Below are 16529 nucleotides of genomic sequence, written 5' to 3'. Positions count from 1 at the left end.
TTGAATTTGCAAACAAGCAAATATCTTTTGAATTGTAAAAGTACAATTTTTGCGGTTGCGCATGAAAAATACAATCAAAAAGCTAATATTGATGTACTTATTTAAACTTGATACCCCAACAATTTTCTAATCTGATAAAAGAATCTTTCAATCAATCTTAAATCCTGAGTTACAATTTCGGCGTTACCTTTGAGTTCTTTGTCGAATGGTAGTTGCTTGTTGTACGAAGTTTTCAACCCTTTCGGAAGAACAACATCCACGTAATAATTACCATCTTTATCGGGAGTCAAGGAAATATTTTGAACCTTTCCTTCTACGATGCCAAATTCCTGATAACGGAAATTATCTAATTTTATTAAAACTTTTTGTCCTTGGGCAATTTTTCCGGAATTTGCTGATGGAACCAACATTCTCCCTACAACAGCCGCTTTATCTTTCGGCAAAATAGACAAAACGGCATCGCCGGATTTTATAAACTGGTTTTCTCCCCAAAATTGTTGAAAACTTGCAATACCGTCTGTAGAAGAAATGAGCAAATAATTTTGTTCCCAATCTTTCAGTGATTTTCTCAACTGCTCAAATAATTGCAAAGTTTGCGAAGAATAAGTGATTTTATCTTTTTCAGTATTGATGGAAGCTCCGCTTTTGGTCTTATTCAGGTTAGAAATTCCTTCTTCCATTTGAGATAAAGAAATATTGATGTTTTCTAAATTCTGTTGTGCTTGAAGGAATTTTATTTTTTCGTTTTCCAATTCCATCGCAGCAATGACTCCTTGATTAAACAATTCCTGCGAACGCTGATAATTTTTTTTACTCAATTCATATTTTGCAAGCTCTAGATTTTTTTGTTGTCTTAACGTAGAAATTCTTCCTCTATATTCAGAAATTCCTTGATTAGCGGCTAAATTTTCTGGCGCATAAGGTTGAAGTCGTGTAAATAATTTTTCGTCCCGAAAAGCTTTTGCAAAAGTATTGTAATCACTTTGTAATTCTCCTAATTTGAATCTTGAAGTTTCATTAATAGGAAATGAGAAAATTTGATTGGGAGAAATAGAATCTACCAACTTTTTGAGTTTTAAAACATCCTGATAATTTGAAGTGGATTGCAAAACCATCAAAATCTCATTCTTTTTTACTTCTTGTTGATTTTTAATAAATATTTTTTCGATTTTAGAATTAATTCTTGCTTCTAATTTTTCTGGTGGATTCTGAGAGGTAACAATAATTGAAGCAGGAATAAATTCGGGGTATTTGATGAAATAACTCATTAAAATGATCATTCCCAAAATCACCAAAATAAGTGAATTTCCCCATCGGATCATCCAATGTGGCGGTTGCGTGAGAATGTCCTGCACGTTTTCTGACCGCAGTTCTAAATTATCTAATAGGTCTTTTTTAGTTTCCAAGTTCCAATTGATTTTTAACAAGTCGGTAATATTCTCCTTTTTTTGCCACTAATTCTGAGTGATTGCCTTCTTCCACAACTTTTCCTCTATCCAACACTACGATTTTATCGGCGTGTTTTACGGTTGATAATCGATGAGCAATCACAATAGCCGTTTTTCCTTTGAAGAAATTTTCAAGATTTTCCATGATTACTTTTTCGTTATTGGCATCTAAAGCGCTCGTCGCTTCATCGAAGAAAATATATTCTGGAGATTTATAAACTGCTCTTGCAATAAATAATCTTTGTCTTTGTCCGCCGCTTACTCCAACTCCTTCATTGCCAATTTTTGTATTGTAACTTAACGGCAAACCTTCTACAAAATCTTTAATGTTGGCAATTTCAACGGCTTTTCGCAATTTATTTTTATCAATATAATCTTCGCCAACAGCAATGTTTTGGGCAATGGTATCATTAAAAACATAACCTTCCTGCATAACAACTCCGCAATGATCCCGCCAAGTTCTTGGAGAAATATTTTTGAGTTTGGTATTTCCTAATTTTATTTCACCTTCGTTTGGTTCGTAAAATTTCATTAATAATTTTAGTAAGGTTGTTTTTCCGCTTCCGCTTGCTCCGACAATGGCTGTAGTTTTTTGATAAGGAATACTCAGATTCAGATTTTCAAAAACAAAAGCATCTGAACCAACGTATCGAAAGGAGAGATTTTGTACTTCAATATCTTGTTGCGGAATTTCGGAAGTATATTGTTCATCAGCATTTTCTTCATCTTCTTTATCATGTATTTCACCTAATCTTTCCAAAGAAATTTTGGCATCCTGTGTTTGCTTAATAAAATCAATCAGCTGCATTAAAGGACTGTTCAACTGCCCAATAATGTATTGTACGGAAAGCATCATTCCCAAAGTAAGATTTCCTTCCAAAACCAATTTTGCGGAAAGAAAACTCACCAAAATATCTTTAATTTGGTTGATGAAATTTCCACCAACAGATTGCCATTGCTCTAATGAAAGGGATTTTATTTGAATTTTAAATAATTTAACCTGCAAAAACTCCCAACCCCAACGTTTCTGTTTTTCGGCATTGTGCATTTTTATTTCCTGCATTCCATTAATCAATTCAATGACTTTACTTTGTTCTTGGGAAACTTGGGAAAACCTTTTGTAGTCGAGTTCTTTTCTTTTTTTGAGAAAAAAAGTAATCCAAACAACATATAAAACCGCACCGATTAAGTAAACTAAAAATAATCTGTAATCATAAAACAGCAATACAATACTGAAAATAATCAAATTGACTAGCGAAAATAAAGTATTGAGTGAAGAATTGGTTAAGAGTTGTTCAATCCTGTGATGGTCGTTAATACGCTGCATAATATCTCCCGTCATTCTGGTATCGAAGAAACTGATGGGAAGTTTCATCAGCTTGATAAAGAAATCGGAGATAATGGAAATATTGATTCTTGTAGAGAGATGGAGTAGGATCCAGCTTCGGATGACTTCGATGCCCATTCTTCCGAGAAAAAGCATTACTTGTGCGAGCAAAACCAAATAAATAAAATTCAAATCTTGGTTTTGAATTCCCACATCTACGATACTTTGGGTAAGGAACGGAAGTATCAGCGACATTAAACTTCCTGCCAATAAACCCATTGCCAACTGAAAAACAAGGGATTTGTATTTGAAAAGATACCTTGAAAGAAAAGAAAAGCTGGCTTTGCTTTCCTGTTCGTCAAATTCATTTTTGAAAAAAGCGGGGGTTGTTTCTAATAAAAGGGCAATTCCTTCTTCTGTATTTTCGGTGGCATTTTCCCCAATCCAAAATTTGATAAATTCTTCTTTTTCATAGGTGATTAAACCATAACTTGGATCTGAAATATAAACTTTTCCTGTTTTATCAATTTTATAAACAACTACAAAATGTTGCTTGTTCCAATGTACGATACACGGAAGGGGAACTTCCTCTACCAACGTGTTGAAATCTACCTGAACTCCTAAACTTCTAAAACCTAGATTTTCCGCTGCGTCGCTTAAACCAAGTAAAGAACTTCCTTCTCTTGTGGTTTCTGAAAGGTTACGGATTTGTTGTAAGGGAATGGTTTTACCATAGTATTTACTGACGATTCTAAGACATGTTGGTCCACAGTCTTTGGTGTCGGGTTGTTTGTAGAAAGGGAAGGTTTTAATTTTCATTTATTTTTTTACCAAATTTTGCATACCGTAGAACTTGATTGCTTTTTCTTTTAATGGATTGGTGCTCCATTCTTCCCATTCTCCAATATAGGGATCATAACCGCATTTAAGTGGTTTGGAAATATCTAAACCATTTTTATTTTTATGTGTTTGTTCGGTATAAGCACGACAATCTGTACAAATGTAACGGAACTCGCAATTTTTGCATACTTCTATTTCGTCTTTGGCTATGTTCCAGTATTTTTTAAAATCTTTGTGGTTTAAAGCTTCTTCGAGGGATGTGTCTTTTATATTACCAAAGCTTTGAGGCATTGACGGGCAATTTCTGATATTTCCTTCAGAATCAATTGAAATTTTTTTGTGGAGACAAGAGTTGTGGTTAATGGCTTCTAAAACCTTTGGTAGATTGGTATTAAAATATTTTAAATCTACTTTACCACAAGAATTCATTTTAATGCTTTGATTAGTAAATGTTAAATCGAACCTATACTTATCTTCGACTTGAAATGGAGCTTCATTACAATTATAAAAAACTAAATTATAAATTCTAGCAGTTTTGAGATTCAAATCATTAATAAATGTGGAGTTAATAGCTTTATGATAATGAGAATAGATTTCTATGCCTTGGAGAATAGATTTTTCAAATATTCTATCTATGCCAACTATCTCTGCTAAACTTAATTTTTTGTCAAAATGGATAATAAGATGTTGTACTTGAAGTTTTTCAATGGATTGTTTTATCTTTTGAAGAAATGAAATATCACTAATTTTAGCAAATAAATTAGAAATTGAACTAGAATTTATATATTCGTAAGAAAGCGGAGGGAAATTTTTATCCCAATCATTTTCTGTAATAAAACCATACTCTTTATTTAATAAAAAATCTAAATATTTTTGAAATTCTTTTTTGGATTTTAGATCAAAATTCATACTTATATCTTCGATTGAATTATATTTTAATTCTTCAAGGATATCGTTGAACTCTAGTGAATGTAATTCTGAAATATTTCTTTGCAAATCAGAAATCAGAATTCTAGTGGCTCCTTTTGTTATTAGAATATTACTAAAAAAATTAAAAAATGTCATATTAATCTTGTTAGATTTTTATTAGGTTTTGTTCTTTTGTAAAAATCTGTCGAACACATTTCACATTTTACGTAGAAAACAATATTATTACTTACTTTAAATTTTTCCTTTTCAAAAACCTCTAAATATTGAAAGGTAAGTGGAAGTAAATTTTTTTCTTGAATTATGTTTTTCATAAATTACTTGCTATAATTTTATCCAAGTTATAATTACAATTGTCCGAATGTGCTAAAAATTGACCGATTGGATTAACTTCTAAGAAAAAATATTGATTGCCTGTCTTAATAAAGTCTAATGAACCACTATTTAAATCGAGTATTTTCATAAGTTTTTGGCATTTCCTCTCAATCTCTTTTGGGATTAAATAGGGTACATTTCTATTTGGTTTATCGTCGTTGTATTTTCTAAAATCAACTTTTGTCTGGTTGTCATTTTGAGAAAATATTGCCGTAGACCAACAAATTCCATTTAAATAGAATATTCGTATTTCGAAATCTTTATCAATCTTCTCTTGAAAAAAAGAAATAAACACATCATTATCAATCAATTTATCAACGACATTAGTATACATCATTGCATCTTTATCTTCAGTAATTGATTGTAACATTGGGTTTCCAGCAAGAGGTTTTACTATCGTTTTTCCTATCAATAATTTATTTATTTTATTTGATAAAAAATATTTAGGTATATCCAAACCAACATTTTTTGCTTTTTCTAAAACTAAAAGTTTATTAAAATATACTTTAGATTGTTTATTTATGTGAGGTTTAGATTCAATTATATTTAGAACATAATCTTCGAGCCAATGTTGAACTTCATTCATGTGTAAATCTACGGCCTCATTATTATAACGTAAACGTTTAAATTTAATTCCACCTCTTCTGTACCAGACGCTTACTATATCATCTAAAAAAAAATAATTTTTATCACTTTGCAGAGCTAGCTTATCATCTTTCATTATTATTTCAAAATATTCACTCTCATTAACTCTAATGAAATCTTTATCCATTAGAACCAACCATTTTATAACTTCATTTGTTGTGTTTTCTTTTGTATCGGAAATAATTAATATCATAAATAATAATTAAAAAATTATCTTTAGTAATCAATTCTATGATTGAGTTCTATCGGGTTGTTTGTGCTTTTTATATAATCCTGTTGTCCCTTGTTCATTTCTTTTAAATTTAGCTCAATATCATTTCCTTTTGCATCTTGATATCTATAATATTTATAACTTTTAATTTTTTGTTGCAAAGAAGAATTAGGATTTTCATAATATGTTTTTGCTAATTGTTCAAATTTATTCCAATCAATATTTATAGTGTTCTTTTTAACGTCAAATAAGTTTGAGGATTTTTTAATTTCAATCAAATTAAACTCATAATCTTTATCTTTATCAACTATTGAAACTATTAGCCCAGGTAAGCCATTAAAAATATACGGACCATCATTAATTGAAATATCATTTGTGAACCAAGCTGTCCATTCTCTTCCACCATAATTGACTGAAGCTTTCTGACAGTTATTATTCCCTATTTTTTTCTTTTCAGATAAAATTTCCCATTTTAAAACCTCTTGTATTTCAATACGATATATGAATTCGCTATTTGTGATTATATTTGCGATATCACTATTTATTAAATTTTTTTTTATATAAAATTGATTTTCAAAATTTGAAGAATATATTTTTGATGATCCATTATTCATTTTTAAAGAATCTGAAATTCTATCGACTTTACTTCTAAATATGGATTTATTATCTGAAAAATCTAAAATCATTGTATTAGTAATAAACTTGTCAGGATTTTTTTTATTTAATCTATATTTCATTTCATAAACAAAACTCATTTTTTGTCCAAACAAAAATGTTATTAGAAATAGAGAAGTTACAATTAAACACTTTTTCATAAAAACACATAAAGAAATAAATTTACCCATTTTATAAAAATAGAAGAAAATTACATTAAAATTTAGCACTGAATAAACTAAAAAATAAGAAAGGGTAGAACTTCCACCCTTTCTTTTGTTTAATAAAAAGGATGATCACAAGCTGTTAGCCTAGCTTTATATTGCCAATTATCTCTGGTGCCTCCTGCATCGGTATAAACATCTTCATCTGCACACCCTTCACCCACTGCATTAGATGGAGCTGTTCTAACTGAATCTTCTCCGCCTCTAATAGTACGTAAATCTCTCAATTTTTTGTTTTCCAATGAAGAAAATCCTTTCTTCATGCCTGCTAATTTTTTCATAATAGAAATGTTTTAATTATTCGTCATTATTGACATTTCAAACTTAAAATTAATACTTGAAGAAAGATAAAAAAGTATATCGAAATTGATAAATCTTGGGATATAAATTATTTATATATCTGATATTTAATGTTTTGTAAAATACGGTGTTGAAAGATTTATAAATTGAAATAGTGAAAACCAAGCTCAGAAAATTTATTAATTTTCTTGTATTTAAGTTTTAAATTCTTGTATTGTAATCAAATTTCTAAATCCTAAATTTTTTGCAGTGTCGTTTATACCTAAAAAGGATGCTTCCTTTTCTTGTTGTTTCGGATCGATCTCGTATTTCTTGTAAAGGGATGCCTCTGCGATAATATTTGCCTATAATACGCAAACAAGTTGATGAAAAGTGGAAAGAAAAGAGCGAATAAATTAAGAGTAATTCTCTTGTTATTTATATTCTAACTTATGATTCAACTCAATCGGATTGTTGTTTTCTAGCAGCATTTCTTGGGTTTCCTTTGTCCTTGCTCGGTAATCAATTTCCATAGTTCCACCGCTTCCGTTATCTTTAACAACTTTCATCCCTTTCGCTTTTGCAAAATTGTATGGACTATCAAAGTAATCTTGTAATATCTTATTAAATTGGATCCAAGTTATTTGTTTGCCAAGGTCTATTTCATACAAAAAATTATTCGCTAATTTTTTTATTTCAGTGGCTTTGAAAACGTAATCTTCTTGGTCATCTTGAATCTGCAAAATAAGACCCGGTAGGCCGTGAAAACAATATGGACCTTCTGAAACTGGTATCTCTTTCGTAAACCACGCCGACCAATTTCTACCTCCATATTCTACTTCTGCTTTCTGACAATTAAAATTTGCTATTACCATAGTTTCAGGTAGAATTTTCCATTTTAACTGATCATCTATTTTAATGAAAAATTTGTCACGGCTCATTGGTGAAACAAAATGCTTTTTAAAAACATTATTATTCAGCTCTTTTACAAAATACATTTCGTAATTAGGATTTGTATTGTAGCCCGTTCCAAATCCTATTTTTTTTATTAGCGAGTCAGATTCTCTGCGCGTTTCCGTTCGGAAAATTGATTTCCCATGTAAAATATCGAGCTTGTATTGCTGCTTTTTTATTTTGTCTTTTTGAACCGGATTGGGTTTATAAATAAGTTCATAGGAAATGCTGGAATTTTGCGCAGCCCCATTAACACTGTAGCAAAAAAACATCAACCATAATATTAAATGGAAGTAATTTCGTTTCCGTTTCATTTTTTAAATATAAAAAAAGCTCCCCATATTTAATACAATATAATAAAAAATGGGGAGATAATAAGTTCTTACATTAATTTAGATACATCTTTGCGCCACCCAGTAACCGTTAGTGTCATGACCTTCAAATAAACCACAAGACAAACCATACGCAGCACAATCTGAGTCTCCATGACACATGTCTGGATATTCTTTCCCTCCAATAATTTTTTTCAAATCCTCTCTTTTCATTTTCTTTAAATTTTTCATAATAAAAATATTTTATTTTTTCCTACTCTAAAAAAGCTTTTCGGATACCGCTATTTTAACTTCCCAAATGTGAATATTTCCTAGGCATTATGCAAACAAAGCATATCGAAATTGATAAATTTGGGCTTTTCTATTTTTATAAATTGCTAATGAACAATGTTTTGTAAAATAATTTATTCCTAGGCGATCAGAAAAAAACACTCTGCTATCGTCTGGTTTTATATGTGCATTTATATTATTGTTAAATTTATTTTCTCAATAAAGGAATCTAAGGTTATATTTAAAGGAGGTAGTGTAATCTTCCCTTGTTTTCAATAATGTACAGTTTATAAAAAAATCATTTTAATAAATCAATTTCTAAAATATTATTATCTTTTTTTAATTTATCTTTTTCTTTCTTAGAAATTTCTAACCAAAGTTCAGTTCCTGTTTTCATATTCCCATTACGATCAACTTGATCTGGAATGCTTCCCAACAAATCTGCTGCTGGATTATCGCGGTATTCTTTAAACTTCCTTTTAAACATTTTATAGTCTATCGTCGGTAAGTCTTTTAAACTCACTGAGGTTGGATAGACAAAGTTTTCAGTTGAATTTTTCACTCCTATTAATTCAAATTCATGTTGGTAGTTTTCATCTTCAACTTTTAAAATAAGTCCAGGTAATCCACGAAACTTGTAGGGGCCATCGGTAAAAGGAATATCTCTTGTAAAATAAGCGATCCATTTCCTACCTCCAAAAGTGGTTGTTGCCTTCTGAACTTTATACCCTAGTATTTCAGCAAATTTTGATTCTAATTTCCATTTAATTTCTCTATCATCTTTTAATACATATGGCGACACTCCTAAAGTAAGCTTATGATCAATTGTTTTATCATTTCGATATTTAAGAATTCTGTACGTCGTAATATATTCACTTTGAGTATATCGGGGATCATTGTTTCCCCTAATTCTTCTATCTAAAAGTGTGGAATCAATTTTCATTTTTTCTAAACCATAAAACTCCGATTGATTTTTATTAATGTTTAAAATCATTAGTTGAGAAACCTTATTTTCTGTTGATGTAGAATCTGGTATAAATTGGTATTGATAAGTAAAAATTTGACATTGACCAAAAGCTTGATTAAATAAAAAAATAGAAATAAAAATAAAAATTACAATTGTTTTCATGAGTCTAATTAATAATTAGTTTTAAAAAAAAATTAAAGACTGAACACTAGTTGTGTACAGTCTTTTGATGTTAATGATAACATGGAAGATTTCATTAATCACAAGTACCATTTTGTCCGCAGTAGTAGAGTCCACCGCCACTATGATAACAACATCTTCTCCCTTCTGCACACCAAGTTGGACCGCACTTCTCTAATTCACCACCATCAAAGGACTCTTCTAAATTATGTCCTGCCTTTAAGCTTTGCAATTCCTTTCTTGTAAGTTTTTTTAAATTTTTCATAATAAAATCTTCTTAATTATTTGCCATTATTGACAGTTCAAACTTAATATCCTCATTTAAGTAAATATATTTCAATTACATTGTTATCTTTTTTTATTCTGTCTTTGAAAAGCTTTTCACTTTCTCTGAAAACTTGATCGCCTGTCTTAAAACCCCCTTCTTCATCCACTTGGTCAGGATACTTACCTCGTAAATTTTTTAGCGGGTCTTCCCGATGATTTCTGTATAATTTATAGTAATCCTTTTGATTAATACTAATAGGCGATTTAGCATTAGGAATTTTAGGATATTCTATTATTTTGTCTATATTTTTTATTCCAACAATTCTGAAACAATGGCTTTTTGTAACATCTTCTATCTGAAGAATTAATCCTGGCAATCCGTGAAATTTATAAGGCCCGTCAGAAAAAGGGATATCACTCGTAAACCAAGCGATCCATCGTCTTCCCCCGAAAAGAACTTCAGCCTTATTTACATTGTAATTCAAAATTGAATCAGTTTCATTTAAAATTTTCCAATTTAAATGATGATTATCCGAAACTATAAATGTATTTCCTCCGACATTTGTAACTGTTTGAATTAAATTATTATTATCCTTTTTAAGGACTCTAAAATTAATAAAATTTACATTTGGTGGCATACTAAAAACCCTTCTCTTATTGTCTTCTAGAAGGATTGAATCACTGTGATACTTTTGATAACTATAAAACGAGGATTCATTTTTTGTGATGTCCAAAAACATTACCTCCTGAGATATAATATTTGATTGCGTAGAATCAGTTATAAATTTATATTCATAAATAAACCTATTTGATTGCCCGAAATAGGATACAAATTGAAACATCAGAAATAGAAATAATTTTTTTTTAAGATTATTAATCATCAAGCATTTATTTTTAAATTTTAGAAAATAAAGATTGCTTTCATAATTCTATGAAAGCAATCGAATAGGTTAGGCTGGAGTTAATACGGCACCTTTTACACAGCTCAACTCACCGTTAGTCCCATGATCATGACTCACTGTTGAACTACAATTATCAGTGCCTTTCCAACAACATTTGTAGTCTCCTGTTGGTTGTTCAAAACCTCCTAAAACAGTCTTCAACTCATTTCTCGTAAGTTTTTTTAAATTTTTCATAATAAAAATGTTTAATTATTTGTCTTTATTGACAGTTCAAACATAAAATTAATATTTGATGAAAAAATAAAGAGTATATCGAAATTGATAAATATTGGGATATAAATCATTTATATATCTGATATTTATCGTTTTTTAAAACACGATTTTAAAAGATTTATAAATTGAAATAGTGAAAATCCGAATCAAAAATATAATAAATTTTCTGGTGTATTGTAAAGAAATTGTTTGTGTTTTTTTTATTTTAAGAAAATAAAAATATAGTTTGTAAATAAAGCAGTGGCTCAATATTATTAAAGTTTATTATCCGTTTACCACCTGCTCATCGTCAAGCAGTTCATCAATAAAATAGAATAAATCCTCTCGATCATATTTATCCGAAAATGGGTAACCATTCAATATGATGTTTGGAGTAAAGTTTAATCCGAATTTTTTATTTTCTAGTGATGAATTTATAATATCTTTCATATTTAAAGTGTCCAGATTTTTATATTTTTCAAAAAATGCTTCCTCATTTTTATTTTTGAACCAATAATGCAATGCATTTAAAAACTCTTCTGCTCCTTTATTTGAGTAGCTAGAATAAAGAGTTTCCATTAATCTTTGAGATTTTTCTGATTCATTTTCGGGGAAATAATTAAATCTAATTTGAGCTGAAATATCGTCCGGGTAATTCGCTAAGAGTTTTTCCAATATTATGTGTGCTTCTTTACAAAACCCACAGTAAGGATTGGAAACAATAGAAATATGCAATTTAGCATCTGGGTTACCCACGAAAAAACCGCCCGTACTATTCTTAAAAGGAATTCTTTTTTGTTCTGTAAGTTCCCTTTTGAAAACATCATAATTCCTTTTAAATTTAAGATTTTTTAGATTAGATTTTCCTAATGAATCATTTTTTTTCAATAATTCATTAATGTAAATTGTTCCAATAAACACAACCGTAAAAATGAGAAGACTAGCTAAAATTGCAAGTGAAGAAATAGGAACTGCAACGAAAAACCTGCTTAAAATAATTTGAAAAATTAAAAGAGATATAATGAATAGACAAATTTTACAAATAGATCTCTCGACTAAAATCTGAATATAGAGTGAATAAAAAATGGCCACAACAGTAACCCAAGATGTAATCTGCAAGAGTACACTGGTATTTGGTAAAAGCAATCCTAAAATAACAATTGTTACAAAATAGATTAAACTGAAATCTGAAAGTTTTAAACCAAAAATATTAATCGAATCAGAATTTATGATTTTATTGCAGGAAGAATTTGTTTTGTTCGCTGTATGTCCACAAATTGAATTTAGAGTTGTTGAAATTTTACCAAATTTTTCAGAAAAAATTTCAGAGGAAATATAAAGTCCAATAACTGAAACTATATTGAAGGTAAAACCAACCCAATTTTTTTGCAAAAAATTATAGATGACATACAAAACCAATAAAATAAAAAAAAAGAAGGTATATTTTATAGATTTTTTTGGCAAGTAATTAGGTGTTTTATTTTGCTCAAAAAGTATGACAAGGTTTTGAGAGTGCTCTAAAAGATCCTTTTCTAAAATATTAACCACTTCATCCGAATATACATTGTAACTTTTTTTCTCTTTTTTAATCAAAGAAAAGTGGCTTTTATAAATAGTAATAAATTCGTCAGGTAACTCCCGCCAATATTCTTTTTCTATTTCATATACGTCATTTTTAACATTTAAAAAATTAAGAGTATCTGAAAAAGCTAATACTGATGGATAATTAGGGTGAGATTGTAATTGGAAAAAAAACTCTTGTTTATCTAATTTAAAACGATCAAGCAATTTTTCGAGATTCATTGTATTATTCATATCCTACTTTATGATTTAATTCAATCGGATTGTTGATTTCTCTCATCTGTTTTTGAATATTTCGCGTTAACTGCTTTAACATCATGCCAACAGCATTAGCATTCTCATCTCCTGCTTTGAACTTCATACTCTACTCTTAATTTCAGAAAATGAATCTAATAGTTTTGCTTGTTCAGTCTAAATACAGATTGATTATCCAAAACACCTAAATAATATTTTTTGTAAGACTATCTTTGGTAGGATTAATCCTTATGGAAACTTTATAATTTCAGATAATTCAATGGGATTATTGTATCGCTTTATATCTGACTGTACCCTGTCTGTCATATTACGAAAGTTTGGATTCTTTACTTCACCCGTATCTGTTTCAATTCTAATTCCATCATGACTTAATTTAGCTTCTTTAAATGGGTCATAATAAAAATCGAGATAAAGTTTTTTAAGTTGAGATTTGCTAATTAAAGTTGCCGTTTTTTCATTGAATAAAATTGTTTTATTGTTTTGTAATTTTTCAAACATAAATTCAAAATTATGCTTGGTGTCTGCCATATAAATAATTAATCCAGGCAATCCATGAAATACATACGGTCCCTTTTGCAATGAAATATCGGCAGTAAACCAAGCGATCCATTCACGTCCCTTATAGCTCAATGTAGCTTTTTGGCAGTTAAAATTACCAATTTGTTTTATTGCAGATTCTACTTTCCAATTCAGCATTGTTATATTCTCACTTGTTTTAAAAACGTTCCCAAAAAGAATTCTATAAAACTTATCAATTACCTTTTTGTTGCGATCTATTTTAACAGTAAAATCGTAATCCATGAATTTTTCACCACTTTCAAATGATTTTTTATTACTTGCTTCCGTAATAGAATCACTTTTGTACATCTGATATGAGTGGAACAAGTCATAATCCTTGTTGCTATCTAAAATCATAATTTTATCGTACAATTTACTTGTAGTGGAGTCACTTTTATAACTCATTTTATAAAAAACTCTAATATCTTGAGCATAAGAAAACTTACACATAAATAAAAATAATAAAAATAATTTTAATTTCATTTTAATAGGTAAAATTTAGGAGATTAATATCTCCTAAATTTAATTTAATTTTTTTAGTAACAACTCCCTCCCATGGCGACATAAGTTTTACACGTGGTACCATCACCTCGGTTATGACAATCTCCTGCTCCGTAATAAGCCATGTCCCCATTACCATTATAATGAACATGACAAGTAACTGGATCGAGCAAAATACTTTCTTCAAATGGACCAGCCCCTCCAACTAAAGTCTTTAACTCGATTCTCGTAAGTTTTTTAAACTTTTTCATAATAAAAACATTTTATCTTTTTCCTACTCTTTAAGCTTTTCGGATACCGCTTGATTAATATTTGACAAAAATGCTATTACTAAATATTTTTTCCAAGAAGTAGATGTCGAAATTGATAAATTCAGTATAATGCAATCGGTAATTGATAAAAATAGAGTTAAAACAAGAATTTACTTCACTGATTTATAATTAATTAAAAAATACTTTAATATTTGACAAACAATTTGTAGTTAAAATCTGTACTATTGTAAAAAATTTGTAAAATGTGGAAAAACCAGTTAACGATTCTCCTTATACTATGTTACAATCTTATTCTCTGCCAAAGTGTAGTTGGTTTTACGATTCCAGAATCCCTTAAAAATAGAAGTGGAAAGGAACTTAATGACGCCTATGATAAGGTATTTCGAATTGATAATGTAAAATCAGAAGTATATGCAAATGCAATTCTTCGTAAAGGCAAAATGATGAAAAATTCTAATCTAATTTATGAAGGTTATTATAAACTAGCGCATGTGAAAGGTCTTGCTTCTGAAAATGGACATCCTTTTGCAGATTCACTCTTGCAAATGACGAAAAATTTTATTTCAAATGAATATCCTGCAAAAGCACATATCATAAAAGGAACCCTATTATATTATGACTTTAAGTATTCGGATGCACTCGATTATTTCATTTCAGCACAAAAACTGGCGAAAGATAAAAATAAAGATCAATTTTTTTACGTAAAAAAACTTATTGGTATTCTAAAAACTGCAACAGGCGAAAATGAGGAAGCGCTTCCTCTCTTTATAGAATATTATCAATATGAAAAAAACAAAATAAACAATAATAATGGAAATACAAAAAACTACATAGGATCTATCTTTTCTCTATCAAACAGCTACAGTAAAAATGAAAACTATAATAAAAGTAAATTTTACTCTAGTATAGGTTTAAAAGAATGTCAAAAATATAATGATTATACGTATTACAATTACTTTACACTGTCCGATGGCATTTCAAACTTCTACTTAAAAAATTATAAAGAAGCGATTAAAAGTTTTTTATCCGTAGAAAAGGAGTTTTTAAAGAATAAGGATTATGACAATTTAGCAATTTCTTATTATTTCCTTGGCAAGACTTACGATCAAACTCAAAGAGAAAAAGAAGCGATCAATTACTTTTTAAAGACTGACTCCTTGTCTTTTGCATTAAATAAATTTCTACCTGTAACACGTGATGGATATGAAAGATTAATAGATTATTATAAAAAAGAAGATAAGCAGGTTGAACAATTGAAATATATTAATCACTTGTTTTATGCAGATAGTGTAATGGCTCATAACAACAAATATATTGCGAAAGACATTTACAAGAAATATGACACCCCAATATTATTACAGGATAAAGAGTTGCTAATAAATAAACTAGCAAATAAAAACAATTCGCTACAATTGTTTCTTATCTTAAGTTCATTATTAGTTCTTGTCTTATTAGTTATATTTTTCCGTACCCGAAAGAGATTACGACGGTATCAAAAGCAAGCGGTTATTCTTCTGGAGAATATAGAAATTGAGAACAGTAGTAAAGTACGCACCGAAGAAAGTGAGAATAGATTAAATAATAATCAAAAAAACAAAAGCTCTTTATCTGAAGAGAATTACCACGATATAAAGACTAAAATCATTCATTTTGAAAGTAGTAAAGGTTTTATACAAAACAATCTAACGTTAGGTAAACTTGCTGAAGATTTAGATACAAACCGCGACTATCTATCCAAATTTATAAATGAGGAAAAAGGAAAAAATTTCTCTCAATATTTAAATGAGTTGAGAATTAATTACATTCTTTTAGAACTGAAAAATGACAAGAAATTAAGAAAATACACAATTAGTGCTATTGCAAGTGAAGTTGGATTTAGTAATTCAGAATCATTTTCAAATGCTTTTAGACGAGCTACTGGGACTTTACCTTCCTTTTACATTAAATTACTGGAAAAAGAAAATAACACATAAGTGTTTGATTAACAGGATTATAGAATTCAATCTATACGATATTGATAAATTTCGAGAATGATTTATTCAATTTTTTAAAAATACGCCCTACTTTTATAAAAAATAAATTCAATTCAAAATGAAAAAGCAGAAAAAAGCAGAAAAAAAATTATCATTAAACAAATTACAAATTGCTAAAATTACTACTGGCTTGAATTCCATAAAAGGGGGAGATGGTATAAATACGGGTAATGATACCGTTCTTGATAAAACAAAGAATACAATTGAGGTAACGGTAGGTCCATAAATTTTTTTTCAAGCAAATTGTCAATTAAAAGATCAGTAATTTTGAAAGA

18 protein-coding genes are annotated in these 16529 nt (G+C 29.2%); 2 read left to right on the top strand and 16 right to left on the bottom strand.

Going from position 1 to position 16529, the window contains the following annotated elements:
• Positions 1-101 precede the first annotated feature (101 nt).
• From NBC122_RS13640 to NBC122_RS13575, 16 genes are all read right to left on the bottom strand, one after another.
• Complete coding sequence (locus NBC122_RS13640; protein WP_133440901.1) at positions 102-1406, bottom strand: HlyD family secretion protein; 1305 nt, start codon at positions 1404-1406, stop codon at positions 102-104.
• Entirely contained in the window at positions 1396-3588 is a 2193-nt protein-coding gene (locus tag NBC122_RS13635) for a peptidase domain-containing ABC transporter (RefSeq protein WP_133441137.1), read from the bottom strand. Before NBC122_RS13635 ends, NBC122_RS13640 begins: the two co-directional genes overlap by 11 nt.
• 6 nt (positions 3589-3594) lie before the next feature.
• A complete protein-coding gene (gwsS, locus tag NBC122_RS13630; RefSeq protein WP_133440900.1) occupies positions 3595-4680 on the bottom strand; it encodes a grasp-with-spasm system SPASM domain peptide maturase in 1086 nt (361 codons plus the stop codon).
• Between the two features lie 172 nt (positions 4681-4852).
• Positions 4853-5755, bottom strand: coding sequence for a grasp-with-spasm system ATP-grasp peptide maturase (gwsG, locus tag NBC122_RS13625; protein WP_133440899.1), 903 nt, complete (start codon positions 5753-5755; stop codon positions 4853-4855).
• 23 nt (positions 5756-5778) lie between these two features.
• The gene (locus NBC122_RS13620; RefSeq protein WP_133440898.1) at positions 5779-6618 is read right to left on the bottom strand and encodes a GLPGLI family protein; all 840 of its coding nucleotides are present in this window, start codon (positions 6616-6618) and stop codon (positions 5779-5781) included.
• 89 nt (positions 6619-6707) lie between these two features.
• Positions 6708-6932, bottom strand: coding sequence for a TIGR04139 family peptide modification target (locus NBC122_RS13615; RefSeq protein WP_133440897.1), 225 nt, complete (start codon positions 6930-6932; stop codon positions 6708-6710).
• A gap of 432 nt (positions 6933-7364) precedes the next feature.
• Positions 7365-8198 carry a GLPGLI family protein gene (locus tag NBC122_RS13610; protein WP_133440896.1) on the bottom strand — a complete coding sequence of 278 codons (834 nt, stop codon included), beginning with the start codon at positions 8196-8198 and terminating at the stop codon, positions 7365-7367.
• 78 nt (positions 8199-8276) lie between these two features.
• Complete coding sequence (locus NBC122_RS14425) at positions 8277-8447, bottom strand: bacteriocin-like protein (RefSeq protein WP_165983224.1); 171 nt, start codon at positions 8445-8447, stop codon at positions 8277-8279.
• 337 nt (positions 8448-8784) lie between these two features.
• Positions 8785-9615, bottom strand: coding sequence for a GLPGLI family protein (locus NBC122_RS13605; RefSeq protein WP_133440895.1), 831 nt, complete (start codon positions 9613-9615; stop codon positions 8785-8787).
• Between the two features lie 94 nt (positions 9616-9709).
• Positions 9710-9898, bottom strand: coding sequence for a bacteriocin-like protein (locus tag NBC122_RS13600; protein ID WP_133440894.1), 189 nt, complete (start codon positions 9896-9898; stop codon positions 9710-9712).
• A 52-nt stretch (positions 9899-9950) separates the two neighbouring features.
• Positions 9951-10781 carry a GLPGLI family protein gene (locus NBC122_RS13595; RefSeq protein ID WP_133440893.1) on the bottom strand — a complete coding sequence of 277 codons (831 nt, stop codon included), beginning with the start codon at positions 10779-10781 and terminating at the stop codon, positions 9951-9953.
• 69 nt (positions 10782-10850) lie between these two features.
• Complete coding sequence (locus tag NBC122_RS13590; protein WP_133440892.1) at positions 10851-11036, bottom strand: bacteriocin-like protein; 186 nt, start codon at positions 11034-11036, stop codon at positions 10851-10853.
• Positions 11037-11339: 303 nt separating this feature from the next.
• Positions 11340-12869 (bottom strand): vitamin K epoxide reductase family protein, encoded by a 1530-nt coding sequence (locus tag NBC122_RS13585; RefSeq protein WP_246012390.1) that lies wholly within the window; start codon positions 12867-12869, stop codon positions 11340-11342.
• Positions 12862-12996, bottom strand: a complete 135-nt coding sequence (locus NBC122_RS14675; protein ID WP_262709569.1) for a hypothetical protein — start codon at positions 12994-12996, stop codon at positions 12862-12864. Before NBC122_RS14675 ends, NBC122_RS13585 begins: the two co-directional genes overlap by 8 nt.
• A 122-nt stretch (positions 12997-13118) precedes the next feature.
• Complete coding sequence (locus NBC122_RS13580) at positions 13119-13931, bottom strand: GLPGLI family protein (protein WP_133440891.1); 813 nt, start codon at positions 13929-13931, stop codon at positions 13119-13121.
• Between the two features lie 53 nt (positions 13932-13984).
• A complete protein-coding gene (locus NBC122_RS13575) occupies positions 13985-14200 on the bottom strand; it encodes a bacteriocin-like protein (protein ID WP_133440890.1) in 216 nt (71 codons plus the stop codon).
• Between the two features lie 263 nt (positions 14201-14463).
• Here NBC122_RS13575 and NBC122_RS13570 point away from each other — a divergent pair, with 263 nt between their 5' ends.
• Both NBC122_RS13570 and NBC122_RS14420 read left to right on the top strand, forming a co-directional pair.
• Entirely contained in the window at positions 14464-16194 is a 1731-nt protein-coding gene (locus NBC122_RS13570) for a helix-turn-helix domain-containing protein (protein ID WP_133440889.1), read from the top strand.
• 118 nt (positions 16195-16312) lie between these two features.
• Positions 16313-16480, top strand: a complete 168-nt coding sequence (locus tag NBC122_RS14420; protein WP_165983223.1) for a hypothetical protein — start codon at positions 16313-16315, stop codon at positions 16478-16480.
• The last annotated feature ends 49 nt before the right edge of the window (positions 16481-16529 follow it).

This window comes from Chryseobacterium salivictor (genome assembly GCF_004359195.1).
GTDB lineage: Bacteria > Bacteroidota > Bacteroidia > Flavobacteriales > Weeksellaceae > Kaistella > Kaistella salivictor.
This window is presented reverse-complemented; position numbering and strand designations above follow the sequence as displayed.

What these genes read in the sequence shown, in the direction of transcription:
- gwsS (WP_133440900.1), bottom strand. Translation starts at nt 4,680, where the DNA reads ATGACATTTTTTAATTTTTTTAGTAATATTCTAATAACAAAAGGAGCC.
- gwsG (WP_133440899.1), bottom strand. Translation starts at nt 5,755, where the DNA reads ATGATATTAATTATTTCCGATACAAAAGAAAACACAACAAATGAAGTT.
- NBC122_RS13620 (WP_133440898.1), bottom strand. Translation starts at nt 6,618, where the DNA reads ATGGGTAAATTTATTTCTTTATGTGTTTTTATGAAAAAGTGTTTAATT.
- NBC122_RS13615 (WP_133440897.1), bottom strand. Translation starts at nt 6,932, where the DNA reads ATGAAAAAATTAGCAGGCATGAAGAAAGGATTTTCTTCATTGGAAAAC.
- NBC122_RS13610 (WP_133440896.1), bottom strand. Translation starts at nt 8,198, where the DNA reads ATGAAACGGAAACGAAATTACTTCCATTTAATATTATGGTTGATGTTT.
- NBC122_RS14425 (WP_165983224.1), bottom strand. Translation starts at nt 8,447, where the DNA reads ATGAAAAATTTAAAGAAAATGAAAAGAGAGGATTTGAAAAAAATTATT.
- NBC122_RS13605 (WP_133440895.1), bottom strand. Translation starts at nt 9,615, where the DNA reads ATGAAAACAATTGTAATTTTTATTTTTATTTCTATTTTTTTATTTAAT.
- NBC122_RS13600 (WP_133440894.1), bottom strand. Translation starts at nt 9,898, where the DNA reads ATGAAAAATTTAAAAAAACTTACAAGAAAGGAATTGCAAAGCTTAAAG.
- NBC122_RS13595 (WP_133440893.1), bottom strand. Translation starts at nt 10,781, where the DNA reads ATGATTAATAATCTTAAAAAAAAATTATTTCTATTTCTGATGTTTCAA.
- NBC122_RS13590 (WP_133440892.1), bottom strand. Translation starts at nt 11,036, where the DNA reads ATGAAAAATTTAAAAAAACTTACGAGAAATGAGTTGAAGACTGTTTTA.
- NBC122_RS13585 (WP_246012390.1), bottom strand. Translation starts at nt 12,869, where the DNA reads ATGAATAATACAATGAATCTCGAAAAATTGCTTGATCGTTTTAAATTA.
- NBC122_RS14675 (WP_262709569.1), bottom strand. Translation starts at nt 12,996, where the DNA reads ATGAAGTTCAAAGCAGGAGATGAGAATGCTAATGCTGTTGGCATGATG.
- NBC122_RS13580 (WP_133440891.1), bottom strand. Translation starts at nt 13,931, where the DNA reads ATGAAATTAAAATTATTTTTATTATTTTTATTTATGTGTAAGTTTTCT.
- NBC122_RS13575 (WP_133440890.1), bottom strand. Translation starts at nt 14,200, where the DNA reads ATGAAAAAGTTTAAAAAACTTACGAGAATCGAGTTAAAGACTTTAGTT.
- NBC122_RS13570 (WP_133440889.1), top strand. Translation starts at nt 14,464, where the DNA reads ATGTGGAAAAACCAGTTAACGATTCTCCTTATACTATGTTACAATCTT.
- NBC122_RS14420 (WP_165983223.1), top strand. Translation starts at nt 16,313, where the DNA reads ATGAAAAAGCAGAAAAAAGCAGAAAAAAAATTATCATTAAACAAATTA.